This is a genomic window from Paenarthrobacter sp. R1 (assembly GCF_030264015.1).
In the GTDB taxonomy this organism is placed as follows: Bacteria; Actinomycetota; Actinomycetes; order Actinomycetales; family Micrococcaceae; genus Arthrobacter; species Arthrobacter ureafaciens.
In genome coordinates this window covers 1,222,633-1,242,833 of record NZ_CP127115.1, presented here as the reverse complement: position 1 = coordinate 1,242,833, position 20,201 = coordinate 1,222,633, and the positions used below count along the sequence as shown (strand labels likewise).

Genomic DNA, 20,201 nt, shown 5'->3' with positions numbered 1-20,201 from the left:
GGCAAGCGCTTTCCCGCAGGCGACCCTTGGAGCTGCGCTGAAGCGACCTAGAAGATGTAACGATTCAAACAAGCCCTTGACCGGCATAGCGGGACGCGGCTAGATTGCCTGAAACCGTTTACTTTGTGATGCCGCACACGCGGCTGCCAATTCTGCAACGATGGAGAAAGGGGGGAGTTCCATGCCGTCTGGCGGACTCGGATTCCGGGCTTACGCCTTCTTCGACACACTCCTCTGGATCGCCTGCCTCAACATTTTCTGGACCACCTTCACCCTTCTGGGCGGGGTGGTGCTGGGTGTAGGTCCAAGCACAGCGGCTGCGCACATCCTGGTGCGCGACCGGGTTCGAGGAAACGCGGCGCCGCTGCTGAAGCGATTTGCGCGCGAGTACTTCAAGAACTTCCTCAAAGGGAATCTGCTGGGCGTTCCGGTGCTGTTGGTTGCCGTTGCCTTGTTCCTGAACTGGAGCTACTTCTCGGCCGGCTGGGACCTTGGATCGCAGGTGGCATCCATGGCCGTTCTCCTGCTGGTCCTGTTCGCTGCGGGCGCCCTCTGCCACCTCTTCCCGATGTTTGCCCGCTACGAGCTGACCATTCCCCAGTACTTCCTGATGTCTTCGCGCTTCGCCATGCGCCACCTGGCCGGGACGGCCATCCTGCTCTTTATGACGGTGGCCGCCGCGTTCGCGTGCCGCCAGGTTCCGGGGCTCATTCCGTTCTTCGGGGTCGGCGCCTGGCTGTACGTCACGGGCTGGTTGTGCGACCGCTTCTTCACAGCCAATGACGACGCCGTTGCCCAGGGAAGCGCGGCCGCTGATGGTGCCGCTGAGGTGCTGGCGCCGCCGGCCGCTTCCGGAGCAGCGTCACGTGTGACCGCTGCCCGGCCGGCTCTTGTTGCCACCGCCACCGCCGTGCCGGCAAACAAGGAGGCCAGCCTTGCGTGACCTTGGTCCCGAAGTGCCGGTAATGCGGCCTGATTTGCACCGGGCCCTCGATGTCGCGTCTTGGGATGCCGTGGGTGCAGCTCCCTCGCCTGTCCCGCCTGGGCAAGCCATCCCCGGCCGGTCGCCAGGAGGGGATCTGAACACTCTGTCCGGCTCTGGCGGCGACATTAATGAAACGTATCAAATTTTGGTGAGTACGCAGCTGTGGACCATCAAACGGTTCCACGGCGGCCGAAGCCTGGAACTCCCGACGGACACCAACCCCGAAGAAGTGGAAAAGGAACATCATGAACCGTAGAAGATCAACGCTCGCAGCCGCCGTCGTTGTTTCCGTCGCACTGGCGCTGACCGCATGCGGCGGGGGTGAGCCCCAAGCCGCCGACATGAAGAGCATCAGCATCATGGCGCCATTCCTTGAGGCGCAGCCGCCTTCCTCCGACGGGGCTGTACAGAAGAAGCTCGAAGAGATGACCGGCAAGGACATCACTATCTCGTGGGCACCGAATGCCTCGTACGAAGACAAGATGAACATCACCCTGGCTTCCTCGGACATTCCACAGGTGCTGGTGGTCCAGAGCAAGTCCCCGGGCTTCGTGAAGAACGCCGAGGCCGGGGCGTTCTGGGACTTGACGGACAAGCTCAAGGATTACCCCAACCTCAAGACCACCTTCCCTGAAGTCCAACAGAACGCAAGCGTCAACGGAAAGGTGTACGGGGTGTTCCGGGCCCGCAACCCGATCCGCGCGGCCGTGATGTTCCGGCAGGACTGGCTGGACAAAGTCGGCATGAAGGCTCCTGAAACGGTGGAAGACCTTTACAAAGTTGCCAAGGCCTTCACCGAACAGGATCCGGATGGCAACGGCCAGAATGACACCTACGGAATCACCATCCCCAAATGGGGATCGCTGGGCACCAACAGCCCCTACGACCTGATGGAAACCTGGTTTGGCGCAGGCAACCGCTGGACGGAACGGGACGGCAAGCTGGTCCCGAGCTTCGAAACGGACGAATTCCTCGAAGCCGACCGGTTCATCAAGAAGATGGTGGACGAGAAACTCATCAACCCGGATTTCGCCACCTTCGATCCCACCAAGTGGAACGAGCCGTTCTTCAACGGCAAGGGCGGAATCATCGTCGACGTCGACTCCCGGGTCAGCGTGCTGATCAACCTTTTCAAGCAGGCCAACCCTGCTGACTTCCAGAACAAAGTGGGCTTCGTGGGAAGCCTGAAGGGCCCGGACGGAGAACTGCACGCCCACCCCACGGACGGCTACTCGGGATTCCTGGCCATCCCCAAGTCCAGCGTCCGCACGGAAGCTGAGCTGGATAACGTCCTGAAGTTCCTGGACACCATGAACAGCAAGGAAGCGGCCGTGCTGTTGAACAACGGCATCGAAGGCGTCAACTTCACGGTCCAGGACAACCTCGCTGCCAAGATCACGCCGGAGACTCCGGAAGGCAAAGAAATCAACACCGACGTCAAGAGCTACTCACAGCTTGGCACCAACGTCACCGGCAACAACTTCTACGACGTCAAGCAGGCCTCCGAGTACGAACAAAAAGTGTTCGAAGACCGCCAGAACGTGATGGCCGAGGACCTCAAGAGCGCCGTCTACAACCCGGCCGCGGCCTTCGTCTCGCCAACCTACGTTGCCAAGGGCGCCCAGCTGGACAACATCGTTGCCGACGCCCGCATCAAGTACCTCGCCGGCCAGATCGATGAGCAGGGCCTGAAGGACGCCATCAAGCTGTGGAACACCAGCGGCGGTGACAAGGTCAAGGAAGAAATCAACAAGCTCTGGCAGGAAAACAAGAAGTGACAGCGCCCGTCGTTGAGACCAAAGCTCCGGAGCGGGCGGCCACGCAGCCGCCCGCCCCGGCGCGGCGGCGCGGTTTTGCCGTCCACTTCGCCCACTACAAGTGGCTCTACCTGCTCCTGCTCCCGGGGCTCCTGTACTTTGCGATCTTCCGGTACGGACCCATGTACGGGGTGTCCATCGCCTTCAAGGACTACGTTCCTTTCCTCGGCGTCAACGGCAGCCCCTGGGTGGGAACGCAGCATTTCCAGGACTTCTTCGCGAACCCTGACTTTCCCCGGCTGCTCGGCAACACGCTGATCCTTGCCTTCCTCAACCTGGGCATCGCGTTCCCGCTGACCATCGTGCTGGCGCTGCTGCTCAACGAAGTCCGGCTCAGCATCCTCAAGCGCACCGTCCAGACGCTCGTCTACATTCCGCACTTCCTGTCCTGGACCATCGTCGCGTCCCTGAGTTTCCTGTTGTTCGCGCTGGACATCGGCCCGCTCTTCCAGTTCGTCAACGGACTCTTCGGCACCAACGTGGACATCCTCTCCGATCCCAACTGGTTCCGGCCGCTGATCGTGCTCCAGGAAATCTGGAAGAACACCGGCTGGGGAACCATTATTTTCCTCGCCGCGCTGGCAACCGTTGACCAGGACCAGTACGAGGCCGCAATCATCGACGGCGCCGGCCGCTTCCGGCGTGTTTGGCACATCACCCTTCCCGGCATCCGGTCCACGGTGATCGTGATGCTCATCCTGGCCATCGGACAGATGCTCAACACCGGCTTCGAGCAGATCTACCTCATGACCAACGCACTCAACCGCAGTGTGGCCGATGTCTTCGATACCTACGTCTACTTTGTTGGCATCACCCAAGGCGCCTACAGCTATAGCACCGCCGTCGGGCTTTTCAAGTCGCTGGTGGGCATCGTGCTGATCTTCGGCACCAACTGGCTCTCAAAACGCTTCAACCAGAGCGGACTGTTCTAATGAAGATTCACAACACCCGAGGCGGGCGGATCTTCGACGCCGCCAACTACGTTTTCCTGTCCCTGGTGGGGATCGTCACCCTGCTGCCGTTCGTGTACGTCCTTGCCGGATCGTTCGCCTCCGAAGCGGAAATCACCAGGCGGCCGTTCTTCATCTGGCCTGAACAGTTCACGCTCGGTTCCTACGAGTACATCTTCTCCACGCCTGCGTTCACCAAGGCCCTGCTCACCACGGTGCTCGTGACCCTGGTGGGCACCCTGATCCAGCTCCTGCTGACGGTGACCATGGCCTACCCGCTGGCCAAGCGCGGACTCCGGGGCCGGAAGCTGATCCTTTCCCTGGTGGTCTTTGCCATGGTCTTCTCCGGCGGAATGATCCCCACCTTCCTTCTGGTCAAGGACCTCGGCCTCCTGAACACATACTGGGCGTTGATCCTGCCGGCAGCCATCAACCCGTTCAGCCTGATCATCATCAAGAACTTCTTCCAGGAGCTACCCGGAGAACTGGAGGAGTCCGCCAAGATGGACGGCGCTACGGAGATTGGAATTCTCTGGCGCATCCTGCTGCCGTTGTCCAAGCCCGTGCTGGCCACGTTTGCCCTGTTCTACGCCGTCGGGATCTGGAACGACTTCATGTCTCCGTTGCTGTACCTCAGCGACAACAGTATGTGGACCCTGCAGATGTACCTCCGGCAAGTGACGGCAGCGTCGGACCTCCTGGGTACCGGCAATGTGGACCCCACCTACATCCCGCCCGAGCAAGGCGTGAAATTCGCGGTGATCGTTGTGGCCACCCTGCCCATCCTGATCTTCTATCCCTTCCTCCAGAAGCACTTCGCCAAGGGAATGCTGATCGGCTCAGTGAAGGGCTGAGGCTCACAAGCTCACAAGGCTCACACCAAAGGACAACCATGAAAATCCTCCTCGCGGGCGACTCCACAGTGGCGGCCTGCCCAAGTTACGAATACCCCATGAGCGGTTGGGGCGCCCACCTTGCGCCCGAAACCTTCTGGTGGGCGGCCGTGCACAACTACGCCAAGGGCGGCGCCACTACGGAGTCGTTCCGCGAGGAAGGCCTCTGGCACCAGCTTCTCCATCAGACGGTCCAAGGCGACGTGGTCCTGATCCAGTTCGGACACAACGACCAGAAGCGCGCCCACCTCGCCGCCCGGACAGGCTACGCGGGGAACCTCCGGCGCATGGTTGCCGAGGTGCGTTCCAAGGGCGGGATTCCGATTTTGTGTACCCCGGTGGAACGCCGGCATTTCGACGGCGGCGCCCTTCAGGAGACGCTCGGTGAGTATCCCGCCGTCGTGCGTGAACTCGGAGGCGGGCTGGGACTGGACGTCATCGACCTGAACCGCTGGACCCGCGCACTGTACCTGGAATTGGGGGAGGAGGGTTCCACGGAGCTGTTCTTCCACTTCGCACCCGGGGAGCATGCGCATTGGGTTGGCGGCCTCGAGGACAACACGCACTTTCATGAGAAGGGTGCGCGGTTGATCGCGGCTCACGTGGCGGGCGAACTGGAAACGCTCGGGTTTGGTCTGCCGGTGTCGTTGAGCGCAGGGGTGCAGGCTTGAGCGTCGCTACTGTTTACGGGAACAAGCTCAGGGGACCCGACGACGTTGCCGACTGGATCGCCGAGGGGCCGGTCCGGTTGGAAACATACGACGACGGTCCAGGCGACGACGGCGGTGCAGGCGACGACGGCGGGCCGGCGCTGCTGCTTTCGGGCGCGCTTGATCCTGAAGTCCGCGGCGACCATGCCCACTGGACGCTGTGGTGTCCCCGCGAATTGCCGGACCACGTCCGCATCACGTGGGAGTTCAAGCCGATCGAAGAACCGGGCTTGGCGATGGTGTTCTTTGCGGCCCGCGGCCACGGTGGCGAAGACCTGTTCTCCTCGGCCCTCACTCCGCGCACCGGGTTCTATCCGCAGTACCACTCCGGCGACATCGACGCCCTTCATATCTCCTACTTCCGGCACAAGTACGCTTCCGAGCGCGCGTTCCGCACCTGCAACCTCCGGAAGAGCGCCGGATTCGAACTCGTGGCGCAGGGAGCCGATCCGCTCCCGCCGGCCGAGGATGCGGATGGCTTCTACCGCATGGAAGTGGTCAAGGACGGGCCGGAGGTCCTTTTCTCCATCAACGGTTTGTCCTTGTTCGCATGGTCGGACCCGGCGGCCGTGCCCTTGGGCGGAGGCTACTTCGGGATCCGCCAGATGGCTCCGCTCCGGGCCGCCTACCGGAACCTGATGGTCGGGCCCCTAAGTGACGGAGACCACGCTGCCATGACGTAGGATGTCCTCAACTGCGCTACCACCAACCCCTCTCTCCTTGGAACGGACCATGCCTCTTTTCGACCTTCCCCTCGAACAGCTCCGCGACTACACCTCCAGCGCCGTCCAGCCGGCCGACCTCCAACCGTTCTGGGACCGGACCATTGAGGAAGCGCGCCAATTTTCCCTCGATGCCACCTTCGAGCCCGTCGACAACTACCTCGCCGTCATCGACACCTTTGACGTCACCTTCTCCGGCTTCGGCGGCCACCGGATCAAGGGCTGGCTGCACCTCCCCGCACACCTCCAGCCCGGGCAGCGCCTGCCCGTTGTGGTTGAGTTCATCGGCTACTCGGGTGGCCGGGGGCTGGCCAACCAGAACACACGCTGGGCGCAGGCCGGATACGCGCACTTCATCATGGACTCGCGCGGCCAGGGCTACGGCGGCGTTTCCGGCGATACCCCGGATCCGCATTCCTCTGCTGGGGACGTGGCCTATGCCGGCCTGATGACCCGCGGCATCCGGCACCAGGATGACTACTACTTCCGCCGTGTCTATGTTGACGCCTTCCGTGCCGTCGAAGCGGCACAGAGCCATCCCGCCGTCGACCCTTCCAAAGTGGTGCTGACGGGCATCAGCCAGGGCGGCGGCATCACCGTGGCCACCGCGGGGCTGGCAGCGGGAAGGCTCGACGGCGTTATCGCCGCCATGCCCGACGTCCCGTTCCTGCAGGACTTCCCGCGGGCCATCGACATTACTCCCCGCGGACCGTACCCGGAGATCGCCTCCTTCCTCGGCCGGCACCGGGACCGCTACGAGGCCATGCTCGCCGTGCTGAACTACTTCGACGGCGTGCACTTGGGGAGGGCCGCCACCGTTCCGGCCCTCTTCTCCGCCGCCCAAATGGACGACATTTGCCCGCCGTCCACTGTTTTTGCCGGCTACAACAACTACGGCCTTACCGGCGGTACCCCGGAAAAGGACATTGAGGTCTACCGTTTCAACAACCACGAGGGCGGGCAGGAACACCACTGGATCAAGCAGTTGCAGTTCCTGCGCAAACTTTTGTCATCATGACGGACGCGATTTGCCGGGGTTGATTCGCCGCGGTTATGGTGTGGCTATGACTAAGCGTTGGTATGCGTATTTTTCGTTGGCTCTGGAGGGGCCCGCGTCTAACTGACACGCATCCAACTTTCCTTCAGAGCCAACAGGGCAGAGATGATTCTCTGCCCTTCGCCATATCCGGCGGGTTCTGAAAAGGGGCCCGCTCCGCCACCGGAACAGGACCCAGAAAATGACCAGCATCGCCCACGAAACCGCTGCAGCCGCCCACCCCGTTGATGCCCTTGGCGCCGCGCAGCCCGCCACCTCCAACCTTCGGGTGGCCCGTTTCGAGCCCCTTCCGGCACCCCAGGACATCATCGCGGAGTTGCCGCTGGACGCCCGCTCGGCTGCCGTCGTCGACCGTGGCCGCGACGAAGTACGCGCCGTCATGGACGGCGTCGACGACCGGCTGCTGGTGATCGTGGGCCCCTGCTCCATCCATGACCCCAAGGCAGGCCTCGAATACGCCCGGCGGCTGGTCAGCCAGGCCGAGAAGCACAAGGAAGACCTGCTGATCGTCATGCGGACCTACTTCGAAAAGCCGCGCACCACCGTGGGGTGGAAGGGCCTCATCAACGATCCCCACCTGGACGGCAGCCATGACATCGCCTCCGGCCTCCGCGCCGCCCGCGGCTTCCTGAAACAGGTCACTTCCTTGGGGTTGCCCACCGCCACGGAGTTCCTGGAACCCATCAGCCCGCAGTACATGGCTGACCTGGTTTCCTGGGGTGCCATCGGCGCGCGGACCACCGAAAGCCAGATCCACCGCCAGCTCGCCTCCGGACTGTCCATGCCCATCGGCTTCAAGAACGGTACCGACGGCGACCTCCAGGTAGCCATCGACGCTTGCGGCGCCGCTGCCGCCGAACAGGCCTTCCTGGGAATCGACGACGACGGCCGGGCGGCTTTGGTGGCAACCGCTGGAAACCCGGACACGCACGTGATTCTCCGCGGCGGACGCAAGGGCCCCAACTACTCGCAGGATGACGTGGCCCATGCCTCGGAAAAGCTCTCTTCGAAGGGCCTGAACCCCCGGCTGATCGTCGACGCAAGCCACGCCAACAGCGGGAAGAGCCACCACCGCCAGGCCGAAGTGGCGCTGGAGATCGGCGCCCAGCTGGAATCCGATCCGGCCACCCCCATCGCCGGCGTCATGCTGGAAAGCTTCCTGGTTGGCGGAGCGCAGAACCTGGACGTCGCCAAGCAGCTCGCGGGGGAACAGGACCTCGTCTACGGCCAGAGCGTCACGGATGCTTGCATGGAGTGGGACGTTACTGCTTCCGTTCTGGAGCAGCTGGCGGCCTCGGCCCGGAAGCGTCGGCTGGCGTCGGGGGAGTAGGCGGGAAGTACAGTCCCACTTTTCCCAAAGTGCTTTCACATTGGCACCATCAGCCTCTAGAGTATCTAGACATGGTTGTTTGATGGCTCAGCATCGGCACACCGTTCTGCTGGGGGTGTCCTATTGTCTGAGAGCAAAGGAATATGGGAAATGTCCGCGGAGACTAACTTCTCGAACGCGCGTTTCATGACGGTGGCCGAAGTGGCCGACGTCCTGCGCGTTTCCAAAATGACCGTGTACCGCTTGGTTCACTCCGGAGAAATGCCGGCCGTCAGGTTCGGCCGTTCTTTCCGTGTCCCCGAGGAGGCCGTCGCACAGTACCTGAAAGGTGCTGTTGTGGACGGGCAAACCGAGACCGCCTGAGTGCCGATTGTCCGCACAGCGGGCCGTGGTCATCGGGTACCTCTGCGAAGCGGTACCCTGTTAAGGAACGTTTTACGTCATTGTAAGAATCTGTCAGTTGTACTGTCTGCTGCTTTGTCCGCGGATCCGTTCCAACAGACAGGACCTTCATCTAGTTTGTAAGGAACTTTCGTGGGTTCAGTTATTAAGAAGCGCCGCAAGCGTATGGCCAAGAAGAAGCACCGCAAGCTGCTTCGCAAGACTCGCCACCAGCGCCGCAATAAGAAGTAGAAATACTTCATCAAGCGTGAATGCCCGTTGCCTCCAAGGTAACGGGCATTTCTGCATCCCCGCCCCTCCTGCATCCCTCTATCACCTCCCGCGCCCTTTAGGGTGCCCCTCTATCACCTCCCGCCGGTTTCGGGGCGTTCCTCTATCACCTCCCGCCGGTTGTGGGGGGTGTTCCTCTATCACCTCCCGCCGGTTGTGGGGGGTGTTCCTCTATCACGTTCCGCCGGTTTCGGGGCGTCCATCTATCACCCCCGGGCAAAGCCGGACTCGACCGAAGGGTCCATCCACGCCGTCCGCAGTGCCTTTTTGATCTGCTTCGTTGCAGAGACGAAGTCTTCTCCCGCGTCGTCTTTGTCGAATACCAAAACGGTCCATCCGGCCGCCCGAAAGGCTTTATCCCTGCGCATATCGCTGAGGATCTGTTCCTCCTCAAGGTGATGGCCGCCGTCGTACTGTATGGCGAGCCGGCGGGCCCTGAAGCCCAGGTCGGTAGTCGGCGAGAAGGGATCCCCTACCCGAAGTTTCACTTGGAGTTCAGGCTCCGGGAGGCCAGCATCGAGCATGGCGAGCCGAAGCCGCGTTTCCGGTGCCGAATCAGCGCCGACGCGCAAAAGCTCGAGGGCCTCACGCGCGCGGACGACGCCCTGCCTTCTGCGGTGACGGTCCAGCAGTGTGCGCAGTTCAGCGAGGGTTGTGTATGGAGCAGTTCGTCCTTCCAACTCCGGCCTCGGCACGCGTATGAGCTGATCTCCAACGCAGATGAGGTCGTATAACGGTAGTTGTGTGGCCAAGTCGAGCCACGTCCTCGAACGCGTGGTCATCCGAATTCCCTGCGTCTCTTCGACTTCACCGTCAAAGGCCAACACAGTATGTCCGACCACTCCTTTGCGGCGCACAGGCGGAAGCTTCCTGGGTTTGCTGAGGTGCAGTTCGTTGGAATCTGACAACCACGGCGGAAGGAAAAGTCCCTGTAATCTTGCGGCAGTAACGTGTGAAATCCATGCGCCCGGGCTGGCGGCGGACAACGACCGCGCTGCCGCTGCAAGGTCGAAATCCCACTCCACCGGTCGATAGAGGCCCCTGCTGACAGGATCGATGTCAGCTCGCCGCCATAGCTCGGTCTGTTGTAACCCCGCAGCTTTGGCTTCATTCAATGTAAAGGGCGCGTAAGGCAGTCTAGGGCTGATGAGAGAAGGCTTTTCCATAAAGGCATTGTTGCCGGAAAGCCTCGATGCCCGCAGAAGTTATCCACAGGTCGGCGGTCGATCTGACCGGGTGATAGAGGAAGCCGGAAAACCGGGCGGGAAGTGATAGAGGAGGCCGGAAAACCGGGCGGGAAGTGATAGAGGATCAGCGGGGGGTGCGGAAGCGGCTGAATCCCCGCCACAATCCATAAACAGCCCCACCCACCGTAGCGGCTTTGAGGCCGAGGGTCGCCGCGCGGCGACCGGAGCGGAAGTCGTAGACCGGCCAGTTGTTCTCGCGGGCGTGCTTGCGAAGCCGGGAATCAGGATTGATCACCACGGGATGGCCCACCATGGTGAGGAGGGGGATGTCATTGGCGGAGTCGCTGTAGGCCCAGCAGTGCTCCAAATCCAGGCCTTCCCTTTCAGCGACCAGGCTGACGGCGACTGCTTTGGCCGGACCATGCAGAATGTCGCCCACCAAACGCCCGGTATACATACCGTCCTCGATCTCACCGACGGTACCCAAAGCGCCGGTCAGCCCAAGCCTGGTGGATATCACTGTGGCAACTTCGATAGGAGTTGCAGTAACCAGCCAGACGGGTCGACCAATTCGAAGATGCTGCTCCGCCAAGGCCTTGGTGCCGGGCCAAATCCTGGACTCGATCATTTCGTCGTAGACCTCTTCGCCAAGTGCTTTGATGTCATCGACAGTGATTCCTGCGGCGAGCGTTAAGGCCGAGTCCCGGACGGCATGGACATCATCCAGGTTTTCGCCGCGCAATACGAACTTGAACTGTTTCCAGGCGAACCCCGCCGCCTGGGACAGCGTGAAGGCCCTTCGTTCGTACATTTTCCGGGCCACATGGAAGAGGCTTGCGCCCTTCATCAAGGTGTTGTCCACGTCGAAGAAAGCAGCCTCACCGGTATTCGACTGCGCTAGGGCAGCCGCGGCTATGGCGGCGTTATTCTCCTCGGGCATGCATTGAGTCTAGTCAATTGCCGCCGCCCCTCGCTGGGAGGCGCGTTCACGCCGCCCCGCGGGTGGGATGTGGGAGAGGGATGGTCGGGTGGGGGTGGGATGTGGGAGAGGGATGGTCGGGTGGGGGTGGGATGTGGCAGAGGGATGGTCGGGTGGGGGTGGGATGTGGCAGAGGGATGGTCGGGTGGGGGTGGGATGTGGGAGAGGGATGGTGGGAAGGGGGTGGGATGTGGCAGAGGGATGGGCTGGACGGGGGTTAACGTGGAGGCATGGCTACTCCCGACGTCGTCCTCCTCACCAAAGCTGACTGCCACCTCTGCACGGCGGCCCGCGCCGCCGTCGAACGCGTGACCTCCGGGCTCGGAGTGGCGTGGACGGAGCAACGGATCGAGGATGATCCTGAGCTGCAGCAGAAGTACGCGGAGGAGATCCCGGTGGTCCTGGTGGACGGCGTGCAGCGGGATTTTTGGACCATCGACGAACAGCGGTTGATGCGGATTCTCAAGAAGGCCCTGGCGGCCTGAGCGGCAGCAACCGGGAGGTAACGGCTTTTGTTGAGCGTGGCCGGGGGCCATAGAGTTGAACAACAAAGTGACGCAATGGAGAAAACCGTGACTGCGCTGGAACCGTCCCCTGAAGCAACAACGGGGGACCATGAATCTGCCACGAAGCAGATCCCGCCCGCGGCTGTGGCCCGGATGACCCTCTACTTGCGCGCGCTGAACTCGCTTCTGGCTGAAGGCGTGGAGCGGGTCTCTTCGGAGGCCTTGGCTGAGGCTTCCGGTGTCAGCTCCTCCACCCTCCGCAAGGACCTGTCCTACGTGGGGTCTTACGGCACCCGGGGGGTGGGCTACGAGGTGCAGAATCTCAGCCGCCACATCGCCGCTGCCATGGGGCTGACGCACGACTGGAAGGTCGCGATTGTTGGTGCCGGTAACCTCGGCAAGGCGCTGGCCCGGTACGGAGGGTTCGAGTCCCGTGGCTTCGATGTTGTTGCCATTTTCGACGCCGATCCCATGGTGATCGGCAACGAGGTGGGCTGGCTGCGGGTCAGCGATGCCGCCGAGCTGGAACGCGTCTTGGAGCGGACCCACGCCAACATGGTGGTGTTGGCGCTCCCTGCAACAGTCGCCCAGCAAGTCTGCGACCGGGTTATCGCCGCGGGGATCCGTAGCATCCTGAGCTTCGCACCCGTGCTCCTTCAGGTCCCGCCGCACGTCAATCTGCGGAAAGTCGACATGGCCACCGAGCTGCAGATCCTGGCGTACCACGCACAACGGGCACAGACTCCGGGCGAGGCCGTTTAGCCCGCCGGGTCCGTGCCCGTCGTTGAAAGTTCACGGCCTCTGACCGTGAAGTGATGGCCTAGCGGCCGTAAGGGTTCTGGTACGGGTTGCCGAAGGCCTGCTGCTTACGGAAGTAGGGAGCAGTAGCCGGCAGGTAAAGCAACACCATCGCGGCAACGCCGAGCAGGATGGTGATGGTGCCCACGCCGATCTGGGTCAGGCCGAGAAGCGAAATCGCAGCGAAGACCGTGCCCAGGATGCGGGCCCAGTTCTTGCCCTTGCGGATCTTGAAGGCGACCAAGGCATACAGCCCGGCCATGATGAGCGAAATGATGACCACGAACGTGATGGCAACGCCAACGATGCTGCTCACCGAGATTTCGCTTCCGCTGGTGCCCTGCGCATCAAGGGCGTCCTGAATCATGGACTGGCCTTCGCTGGAGTTCAGCAGGGCGATGGTTATGGGGATGGAGATCAGGGTCAGGATGCCGGCAGCAAGGATCATCCAGAAGGAAACGTTGACCAGTTGGGGGACGCCGCTGGGACCGGGCTGCTGGCTGGGCCAGTTGGTGTCCTGCCCGTACTGCGGAGCAGCTTGGCCGTAAGGCGAACCCTGCTGCCCATACTGGGGAGCCTGCTGCCCGTACTGCGGTGCCTGTTGACCATACTGTGGGGCTTGCTGGCCATACTGCGGCGTCTGCTGACCGTACTGGGGAGCCGCCGGCTGCCCGTACTGCGGCGCCTGCGGCTGGGACTGCTGGCCGTACTGCGGTGTTGAGGGCTGGGACCCCTGCTGCTCGGGGCCGGAGTCGCCCGGGTTCGAGGGCGGGTAGGGAGGGTTGCTCATGGCATTCCTTTGCTTGTTCGACTGCTGGTACGGCTACCGGGGTCCACAAAATACCCTGCCCCCAGCATGGTTCTGAATCCACCGTACCCCGACCGTTTGGCGGTGGGGACGAGCACACGCTGGAATTTCCCGCGTGTGGATAAATCATCATGTGGGCGTACAAAGACCGCGGGAAATACGCCTTCGTGATGAAGGCCGCGGACCCCAATAAGGGCCGCGGCCTTCCGCGCTTGAGCAACGCCCGACGGCGGAGCATCGGTTTGGTCAGGCAGTGCCCTTGACTGCCTTGAACCAAAGTTGCGAGTTGGGAAGCCACATGAGGACAACGGCTACGGCGCTGACAAGGAAGCCGAACCAGTTGCTGCCCAGCCCGGTGCTTGGACCGCCCATGTTGATGGATCCGAAGATGGCGCGCACCAGTGACACGGCGGCAATGGCGGTGAGCGCCAGGCGCGCCCATTCCTTGCCTTCCTTCATCTTCATGGCCAGCACCACTTGGGCTGCGGCCACGGCGAGGCTCACGAGGAGCAGTACCAGTGCTACGGCTGCCAGGGCCGGAATGAAGGCGAAGGCCGCGATGATGGCGAAAAGTCCGATCAGCCCGAACAGCAACCCAACCAGGCCCGAGATCACCCAGATGAAATAGGACACTTTCAGCTCGGTGGGCAGGCCTTGGGTCTTGAACATGCCGGAGAAGCCACCCTGGGGGAGGACATCGTTGAAGCTCCGGGGACCGTCGGTGGGCATTTCGAAGTGGAACCCGCCGGGCTGGCCCGCAGCAGGCTGCGAATACTGGCCCGGCTGTGAATACTGGCCGGGCTGGGACTGCTGACCCGGAGACTGATAACCCGGGGGCGGCTGGTAGCCCTGGGGAGGTTGGTAGCCCTGCGGAGGCTGGTAACCCGCAGGAGGAACATTGCCGGGCTGCGGAGGCTGGGCGCCGGGCTGCTGTGGCTGTGGTGCTTCGTCTGGGTTACTCATGGCATCACTCTAGACCGCAGGGTGTACGAAACATAGGAAATTCCGGACCAACGATTTGGGTAGATACGCGCAGGTCAGCCAGCTATTGGCCCGGCGAGTTCCGAGCATGCGGAAACGGCGCCTCCGCCCAGCCCCGTGGGGGCTCACCTGATGCGGTGAGGGGGAGACGCCGTTCCGTGGAAAAGCGGGGAAATCAGGCAGCGGCCGGTGCGATGAAGGCGAGTTCGAGGTTGATGGCAACCTTGTCGCTGACCAGGACGCCGCCGGCCTCGAGCACGGCGTTCCACGTGAGGCCGAAGTCCTTGCGGCTGATGGTGGTTTCGCCGGAGACGCCGGCGCGGGTGTTGCCGAACGGATCTACGGCCACGCCGTTGAACTCGGTCTCGATGGCAACTTCCTTGGTGACACCCTTGATGGTGAGATCGCCCACAAGGTCGAAGCCGTCTCCGTTGGCCTTGACGTGGCGGGAGACGAAGGTGATCTCCGGGAACTTCTCCACGTCGAAGAAGTCCTCGCCCTTGACGTGGGCGTCGCGGTTGGCGTCACCGGAGTCGAAGCTGGCGGTCTGGATGGTGGCGGTCACCTTGGAGTCCGTGAGGGTTTCGCCGACCTCCAGGGTGGCGGACGCGTCCTTGAACTGGCCGCGAACCTTGCTGATACCGGCGTGACGTACGGTGAAAGCGATCTCGCTGTGGGAGTTGTCGAGGGTCCAAGTGCCGGTGGTGACGTTGGCGGGGAGGGTCATCATGGTGTTGCTCCTGTGTGGTGGAAGGGATAGTGCTTACCCGGCTGAACCTGATTACTTGAAGCATCAACCGAGCTTCGTATCCAGTATAAACATGCATATGCATCTTTTATTCCGCCTCGCCGGAACATTTTTGGAAAACTTTGAGTTCTACTAGCGGTAGAAGATTTCAGATCGCTCCGTATCTTTGAGAAACTGGTAAACATGCCCCACGCAACTGTCCATCTGCTCCGCCATGGCGAAGTCCATAATCCCGATGGCGTCCTGTATGGTCGGCTGCCCGAATTCCACCTCTCCGAACGGGGCAGGGACATGGCCCGCATGCTTGCCGAGCACTTCACGGCGCGTGCAGGAAACGGCGCGAAGATCGTCCATCTGGTGGCCTCGCCACTGACGCGCGCCCAGGAAACTGCCATGCCCACGGCGGAAGCACTTGGCCTGGAGATCACTACCGACCCGCGCATCATCGAGGCGGAGAACCACTTCGAGGGGCTCCACCCGACCAAGAGCGAGTTCCTGAAGCCCAAGCACTGGTACTACTTCCGCAATCCGTTGCGGCCTTCCTGGGGCGAACCGTACAAGGAACAGGCGGCCCGCGTGTTCGCCGCGGTCCAGGATGCCCGCCTGAAGGCCCTTGAACTGGGCGGTGAGGGAGCAGAAGCAATCCTCGTCAGCCACCAGCTGCCCATCTGGGCTACCCGCCTGTCCGCGGAGGGCCGGCCGTTGGCCCACGACCCCCGGAAGCGTGAATGCACCCTGACGTCATTGACGTCGTTGGTGTTTGACGAAGACGGCAAGATCCTCCGCGTCGAGTACAGCGAGCCCGCGGCAGTCCTGCTGCCCGGTGCTGCCAGCACCCCGGGGGCATGAAAGCGAATCATGGATAAGAAGAACCTCACGCGCCGCAGTGCGCTCGCTGCCGGCGGCGTCCTCCTGGCAGGGCTCACCATGGGCCTCTCTGCCTGTGCCCAGGAGGATTCCCTTGCCGAACAGGCGCGCAAAGGCGACAACAAGAACTACGTTGCAGGCGACGGCTCCGTGACCGAGTTTGCCAAGGCTGACCGCAGTGCACCTGTGGCGCTCAAGGGAACCCTCTTTGACGGAACGGCCGTAACCCCGGACGTCCTCAAGGGAAAAGTCACGGTGCTGAACTTCTGGTTCGCCGCCTGCGCGCCCTGCCGGGTGGAGGCGCCGCAGCTCGAAGCCCTGCACCAGGAGTACAAGGACCAGGGCGTCCAGTTCTTCGGGGTCAACCTGCGTGACGAAAAAGCCACGGCCGAAGCGTTCGACAAGACCTTCAACATCACCTACCCGAGCTTCAACGACAAGGACGGGGCGGTCCTGCTCTCCGTCTCCGGCATTGTTCCACCCGGCGCCGTACCCACCACCCTGGTGCTGGACAAGGACGGCAAAGTTGCCTCCCGTGTGCTGGGCGAGATCGAAAAGAGCACGCTCAAGGCCCTGATCGCTTCAGCCGTGGCCGAGTAGTCCCATGAACAGTCCCTTCGCCGAAACCATCCTGAACGGATCGTTGCTGCTGGCCGTGCCGGTGGCTCTTTTGGCGGGCCTTGTCTCCTTTCTTTCCCCGTGCGTGCTGCCGCTCGTCCCGGGTTACCTTGGCTACGTCACCGGGCTGACCGGCGTCGACCTCCAACGGCAGCGGCGGGGCCGCATGCTGGCCGGGATCGGCCTGTTCGTGCTGGGCTTTTCGGTCATCTTCGTGCTCCTGGGCGGGGCGTTCGGCCAGCTGGGCACAGTGCTCACCGGCAGCCAAAACGCTTGGATCACCCAGCTCCTGGGGGTCCTGGTGATCATCATGGGCGTAGTGTTCATGGGCGGCTTCTCCTGGTTGCAGCGCGACGCGAAGATCCACGCCAAACCTCCCGCCGGCCTGTGGGGTGCTCCGTTGCTTGGGCTGACGTTCGGCCTGGGGTGGGCTCCGTGCATCGGGCCGACCTATTCGGCCGTGCAGCTGTTGAGCCTTTCCGGGGGATCGTCCGCGGCGAAGGGTGCGCTGCTCGCCTTCGTTTACAGCCTGGGACTGGGGGTGCCGTTCCTGTTGATCGCGCTGGCCGTCCGGCGTGGCATGGGCGTGATGTCCTTCTTCCGCAAGCACCGCCTGGCCATCCAGCGGATCGGCGGCGGCATCCTGATTTTGCTTGGCATTCTCATGGCCACAGGAGTGTGGGGTCATTGGGTGACTGAGTTGCAGTACTGGTTCCAAACCGACGTGAAGTTGCCGATCTGATGAGCGAGTCCGTGAAATCCACCAAGAAGTCTCCCGCCGAAGGACCTGACGCAGGCAAGCTCCAGCAAGCAAAGTCGGACGCCGCGCTGCCCACGTTGGGTGTTGGCGGCATGCTCCGTTGGGCCTGGACGCAGCTCACCAGCATGCGCACGGCCCTGTTCCTGCTGCTCCTGCTTGCGGTTGCCGCAGTGCCCGGATCGCTGTTCCCGCAACGGCCCGCGAACCCCGCAGTGGTGACCGACTGGATCAAGAACAACCCGACGTCGGGCCCGTTCCTGGATGCTGTGCAGATGTTCGACGTCTACTCCTCGGCGTGGTTCTCGGCCATCTACCTGCTGTTGTTCATTTCGCTGATCGGTTGCGTCACGCCCCGGGCCATTGCGCACTACAAGGCCATGAAGTCCCAGCCCCCGCGTACGCCCAAGCGCCTGTCGCGGCTTCCGGAGTACGGCACGCTGGTGTTGGCCGCCGACGCCGGGATCCCGGCGTCGAAGGCCATCACCGATGCCGCCGGGGTTCTGAAGAAGCGCGGCTACCGCGTTGAGGTCAGGGACGCCGACGGCGATCTGCCGAGCCTGGGCGCCGAGCGCGGCTTCATGAAGGAAGTGGGAAACCTGATTTTCCACACGTCGCTGATCGGCGTGCTGGTGTCAGTGGCCATCGGCGGGCTGTTCGGCTACAGCGGTCAGCGCATCCTTGTGGAGGGCGACACGTTCGTCAACACCCTGGTGGGCTACGACCAGTTCTCCCCGGGCACCAACTTCCAGAGCGGCTGGCTGCAGCCGTACTCGGTCCGCCTGGACAAATTCCAAGCGACTTTTGACAGGGAATCGCCCCGGAAGACCGGCCAGCCGATCGACTACACGGCCGAGGTGACCACCAAGGAAAACACGGACGCTCCCGAGAAGAAGGAGATCCTCAAGGTCAACGACCCCATCTCCCTGGGCGGCACCAGCATGTACCTCACGGGTAACGGCTACGCTCCCGTGGTCACGGTCCGGGACGGCGAGGGGAATGTAGCGTTCCAAGGCCCGGTTACTGCCAAGGTCCAGGGCGACAACTACTACTCTTCGGTGGTCATCAAGGTTCCGGACGGCAAGCCGGACCAGTTGGGCTTCAACGGCTTCTTCCTGCCCACCGCGTTCGAAACGGAAGAAGGGATCTCCTTCAGTGCCGATCCCGCCCTGGCCAACCCCCAGCTCACCCTCGACTCGTACTACGGCGATCTGGGACTGGACAATGGTGTTCCCCAGAACGTCTTCGAGCTTGACGTCAGCGACCTCACCCAGTTGAACGGACGCAAGCTCGAGGCCGGCGGCATCACGCTTGTCCTGGGCCAGACCGCAACGCTCCCGGAGGGCAAGGGAAGCATCACTTTCGACAGCGTCAAGAAGTACGTCGGTGTGGACATCCACCACAACCCGGGCCAGCTGTACGCGCTGATTTTCGGCCTTCTGGCCGTTGCCGGCCTGGTGACCTCGCTTTACATCAGCCGCCGCCGCGTGTGGGTCCGGACCGGAACCCACCAGGACGGCCGCACCATGATCGAGTACGGCCTCCTGGCCCGCGGCGAAGACCACCGCCTGGCCGGCGAAGCAGCGGCCATCAGGGAACTCCTGGCCAACGAATGGCAGATATCCCCGCACCCCAGTGACACTCCCGACACCGTCTCTTCCACAACCCAGAAGGACCAGTAATGCCCGCTATCAACGAAACCCTGGGCCAGTACAGTGAGCTCTTCATGCTGTTGGCCGCCGGCACATACACTATTGCGTTCCTTGCTTTCCTCTGGGACCTGGCCAAGAGCAGCAAGACCCTGCGTGCCGTTGACCTGAAGGCGGCAGCGGGTTCGACGACGCAAAAGGTTGCCGTTGCGGCCGGCCGAATCGGCTTGGGTGCCTCCGACGCCGCAGGGCCGGCGGACCGTGGCGAGCGTCCGACGTCGGGCCCTACCGTTGCTGAGTCGACGGCAGCGGGCGACATGAAGTACGCAGGCGAACGCCGGGCTGCCGCCCGGGTGGGCGTAGCACTGACCGTCCTGGGTGTCCTCATCCACGGTGCCGGCGTCCTCACGCGTGCGCTGGGTGCCGGCCGCGTGCCGTGGGGCAACATGTACGAGTTCCTCACCACGGGTGCTTTCGTGGCGGTGGCGGTCTTCCTTATCGCGCTGATCCGCAGGGACCTCCGCTTCCTGGGCACGTTCGTGGTTGGCCTGGGCATCATCATGCTCGTTGCCGCGTCCGTGGCTTTCTGGACTCCCGTGGGCCACCTCGTTCCCGCGTTGCAGAGCTACTGGCTGATCATCCATGTGTCCATTGCGGTGCTGTCCTCTGCGCTGTTCACCCTGACGTTCGCGATGTCCGCGCTGCAGCTGCTCCAGTCCTACCGCCAGAAGAACCTGGCCGCAGGCCGCGCGGACAACCTGGCGTTCCTGCGCGTGGTCCCCAACGCCTTGAGCCTGGAGAACCTTTCCTACCGGATCAACACCGTGGCCTTTGTCGGCTGGACCTTCACCCTGATGTTCGGTGCCATCTGGGCCGAAAAGGCGTGGGGCCGTTTCTGGGGCTGGGACCCCAAGGAAGTGTGGACGTTCGTCATCTGGGTGGTCTACGCCGGCTACCTCCACGCCAGGGCAACCCGCGGCTGGACCGGAACGCGTGCTGCATGGTTGTCGATCGTGGGCTACGCCTGTGTGATCATCAACTTCACGCTGGTGAACACGGTCTTCAACGGCCTGCACTCGTACTCAGGCCTCTAAAGCCGTACCGCCCTGCCGGCCGAATGTTGGCCGGCAAAGCCGCGACCATGGCCTGATCTGGGCTTTCTCCATC

The 20,201-nt window shown here is 62.7% G+C and carries 22 protein-coding genes; 17 read left to right on the top strand and 5 right to left on the bottom strand.

Going from position 1 to position 20,201, the window contains the following annotated elements; translation table 11 throughout:
* Positions 1-181: 181 nt before the first annotated feature.
* The 10 genes from QN084_RS05890 (at position 182) to QN084_RS05845 (ending at position 9,097) form a co-directional block, all read left to right on the top strand.
* On the top strand, positions 182-943 hold the full coding sequence (locus QN084_RS05890; protein WP_069695899.1) for a YesL family protein: 762 nt from the start codon (positions 182-184) through the stop codon (positions 941-943).
* Between the two features lie 287 nt (positions 944-1,230).
* Complete coding sequence (locus QN084_RS05885; protein WP_069695898.1) at positions 1,231-2,763, top strand: extracellular solute-binding protein; 1,533 nt, start codon at positions 1,231-1,233, stop codon at positions 2,761-2,763.
* Positions 2,760-3,734 (top strand): ABC transporter permease, encoded by a 975-nt coding sequence (locus tag QN084_RS05880; RefSeq protein ID WP_069695897.1) that lies wholly within the window; start codon positions 2,760-2,762, stop codon positions 3,732-3,734. Before QN084_RS05885 ends, QN084_RS05880 begins: the two co-directional genes overlap by 4 nt.
* Complete coding sequence (locus tag QN084_RS05875; RefSeq protein ID WP_021474343.1) at positions 3,734-4,606, top strand: carbohydrate ABC transporter permease; 873 nt, start codon at positions 3,734-3,736, stop codon at positions 4,604-4,606. Before QN084_RS05880 ends, QN084_RS05875 begins: the two co-directional genes overlap by 1 nt.
* A 38-nt stretch (positions 4,607-4,644) precedes the next feature.
* Complete coding sequence (locus tag QN084_RS05870; protein WP_069695896.1) at positions 4,645-5,316, top strand: rhamnogalacturonan acetylesterase; 672 nt, start codon at positions 4,645-4,647, stop codon at positions 5,314-5,316.
* Positions 5,313-6,038, top strand: a complete 726-nt coding sequence (locus QN084_RS05865; protein ID WP_069695895.1) for a DUF1961 family protein — start codon at positions 5,313-5,315, stop codon at positions 6,036-6,038. Before QN084_RS05870 ends, QN084_RS05865 begins: the two co-directional genes overlap by 4 nt.
* A 49-nt stretch (positions 6,039-6,087) precedes the next feature.
* On the top strand, positions 6,088-7,095 hold the full coding sequence (locus tag QN084_RS05860; protein ID WP_021474346.1) for an acetylxylan esterase: 1,008 nt from the start codon (positions 6,088-6,090) through the stop codon (positions 7,093-7,095).
* A 220-nt stretch (positions 7,096-7,315) separates the two neighbouring features.
* The gene (locus QN084_RS05855) at positions 7,316-8,464 is read left to right on the top strand and encodes a 3-deoxy-7-phosphoheptulonate synthase (RefSeq protein ID WP_021474347.1); all 1,149 of its coding nucleotides are present in this window, start codon (positions 7,316-7,318) and stop codon (positions 8,462-8,464) included.
* 150 nt (positions 8,465-8,614) lie between these two features.
* Positions 8,615-8,827 carry a helix-turn-helix domain-containing protein gene (locus QN084_RS05850; protein ID WP_021474348.1) on the top strand — a complete coding sequence of 71 codons (213 nt, stop codon included), beginning with the start codon at positions 8,615-8,617 and terminating at the stop codon, positions 8,825-8,827.
* A 171-nt stretch (positions 8,828-8,998) separates the two neighbouring features.
* Complete coding sequence (locus QN084_RS05845) at positions 8,999-9,097, top strand: 30S ribosomal protein bS22 (protein ID WP_003792170.1); 99 nt, start codon at positions 8,999-9,001, stop codon at positions 9,095-9,097.
* A gap of 245 nt (positions 9,098-9,342) precedes the next feature.
* On the opposite strand, the gene QN084_RS23990 is transcribed toward QN084_RS05845, so the two are convergent.
* Both QN084_RS23990 and QN084_RS05835 read right to left on the bottom strand, forming a co-directional pair.
* Positions 9,343-9,918 carry an endonuclease domain-containing protein gene (locus QN084_RS23990; RefSeq protein WP_310649511.1) on the bottom strand — a complete coding sequence of 192 codons (576 nt, stop codon included), beginning with the start codon at positions 9,916-9,918 and terminating at the stop codon, positions 9,343-9,345.
* A 529-nt stretch (positions 9,919-10,447) separates the two neighbouring features.
* Complete coding sequence (locus tag QN084_RS05835) at positions 10,448-11,263, bottom strand: HAD family hydrolase (protein ID WP_021474351.1); 816 nt, start codon at positions 11,261-11,263, stop codon at positions 10,448-10,450.
* A 269-nt stretch (positions 11,264-11,532) separates the two neighbouring features.
* Between QN084_RS05835 and QN084_RS05830 the strand changes: the two genes are divergently transcribed.
* Both QN084_RS05830 and QN084_RS05825 read left to right on the top strand, forming a co-directional pair.
* Entirely contained in the window at positions 11,533-11,787 is a 255-nt protein-coding gene (locus QN084_RS05830; RefSeq protein ID WP_021474352.1) for a glutaredoxin family protein, read from the top strand.
* A 75-nt stretch (positions 11,788-11,862) separates the two neighbouring features.
* Entirely contained in the window at positions 11,863-12,570 is a 708-nt protein-coding gene (locus tag QN084_RS05825) for a redox-sensing transcriptional repressor Rex (RefSeq protein WP_021474353.1), read from the top strand.
* 58 nt (positions 12,571-12,628) lie between these two features.
* Here QN084_RS05825 and QN084_RS05820 read toward each other — a convergent pair whose 3' ends face one another.
* From QN084_RS05820 to QN084_RS05810, 3 genes are all read right to left on the bottom strand, one after another.
* On the bottom strand, positions 12,629-13,396 hold the full coding sequence (locus tag QN084_RS05820) for a hypothetical protein (protein ID WP_062097793.1): 768 nt from the start codon (positions 13,394-13,396) through the stop codon (positions 12,629-12,631).
* 264 nt (positions 13,397-13,660) lie between these two features.
* Entirely contained in the window at positions 13,661-14,377 is a 717-nt protein-coding gene (locus QN084_RS05815; RefSeq protein WP_285751202.1) for a hypothetical protein, read from the bottom strand.
* A gap of 193 nt (positions 14,378-14,570) precedes the next feature.
* Complete coding sequence (locus QN084_RS05810) at positions 14,571-15,122, bottom strand: YceI family protein (protein ID WP_069695972.1); 552 nt, start codon at positions 15,120-15,122, stop codon at positions 14,571-14,573.
* 204 nt (positions 15,123-15,326) lie between these two features.
* Between QN084_RS05810 and QN084_RS05805 the strand changes: the two genes are divergently transcribed.
* From QN084_RS05805 to ccsB, 5 genes are read left to right on the top strand one after another with little or no spacing between them, the layout of a single operon-like run.
* Complete coding sequence (locus tag QN084_RS05805) at positions 15,327-15,992, top strand: histidine phosphatase family protein (RefSeq protein WP_031217170.1); 666 nt, start codon at positions 15,327-15,329, stop codon at positions 15,990-15,992.
* Between the two features lie 9 nt (positions 15,993-16,001).
* Positions 16,002-16,610, top strand: coding sequence for a TlpA family protein disulfide reductase (locus QN084_RS05800; RefSeq protein ID WP_069695893.1), 609 nt, complete (start codon positions 16,002-16,004; stop codon positions 16,608-16,610).
* Between the two features lie 4 nt (positions 16,611-16,614).
* On the top strand, positions 16,615-17,370 hold the full coding sequence (locus QN084_RS05795; protein WP_021474360.1) for a cytochrome c biogenesis CcdA family protein: 756 nt from the start codon (positions 16,615-16,617) through the stop codon (positions 17,368-17,370).
* Positions 17,370-19,067 carry a cytochrome c biogenesis protein ResB gene (gene resB, locus QN084_RS05790; protein WP_062097790.1) on the top strand — a complete coding sequence of 566 codons (1,698 nt, stop codon included), beginning with the start codon at positions 17,370-17,372 and terminating at the stop codon, positions 19,065-19,067. Before QN084_RS05795 ends, resB begins: the two co-directional genes overlap by 1 nt.
* On the top strand, positions 19,067-20,128 hold the full coding sequence (gene ccsB / locus QN084_RS05785) for a c-type cytochrome biogenesis protein CcsB (protein ID WP_021474362.1): 1,062 nt from the start codon (positions 19,067-19,069) through the stop codon (positions 20,126-20,128). Before resB ends, ccsB begins: the two co-directional genes overlap by 1 nt.
* The last annotated feature ends 73 nt before the right edge of the window (positions 20,129-20,201 follow it).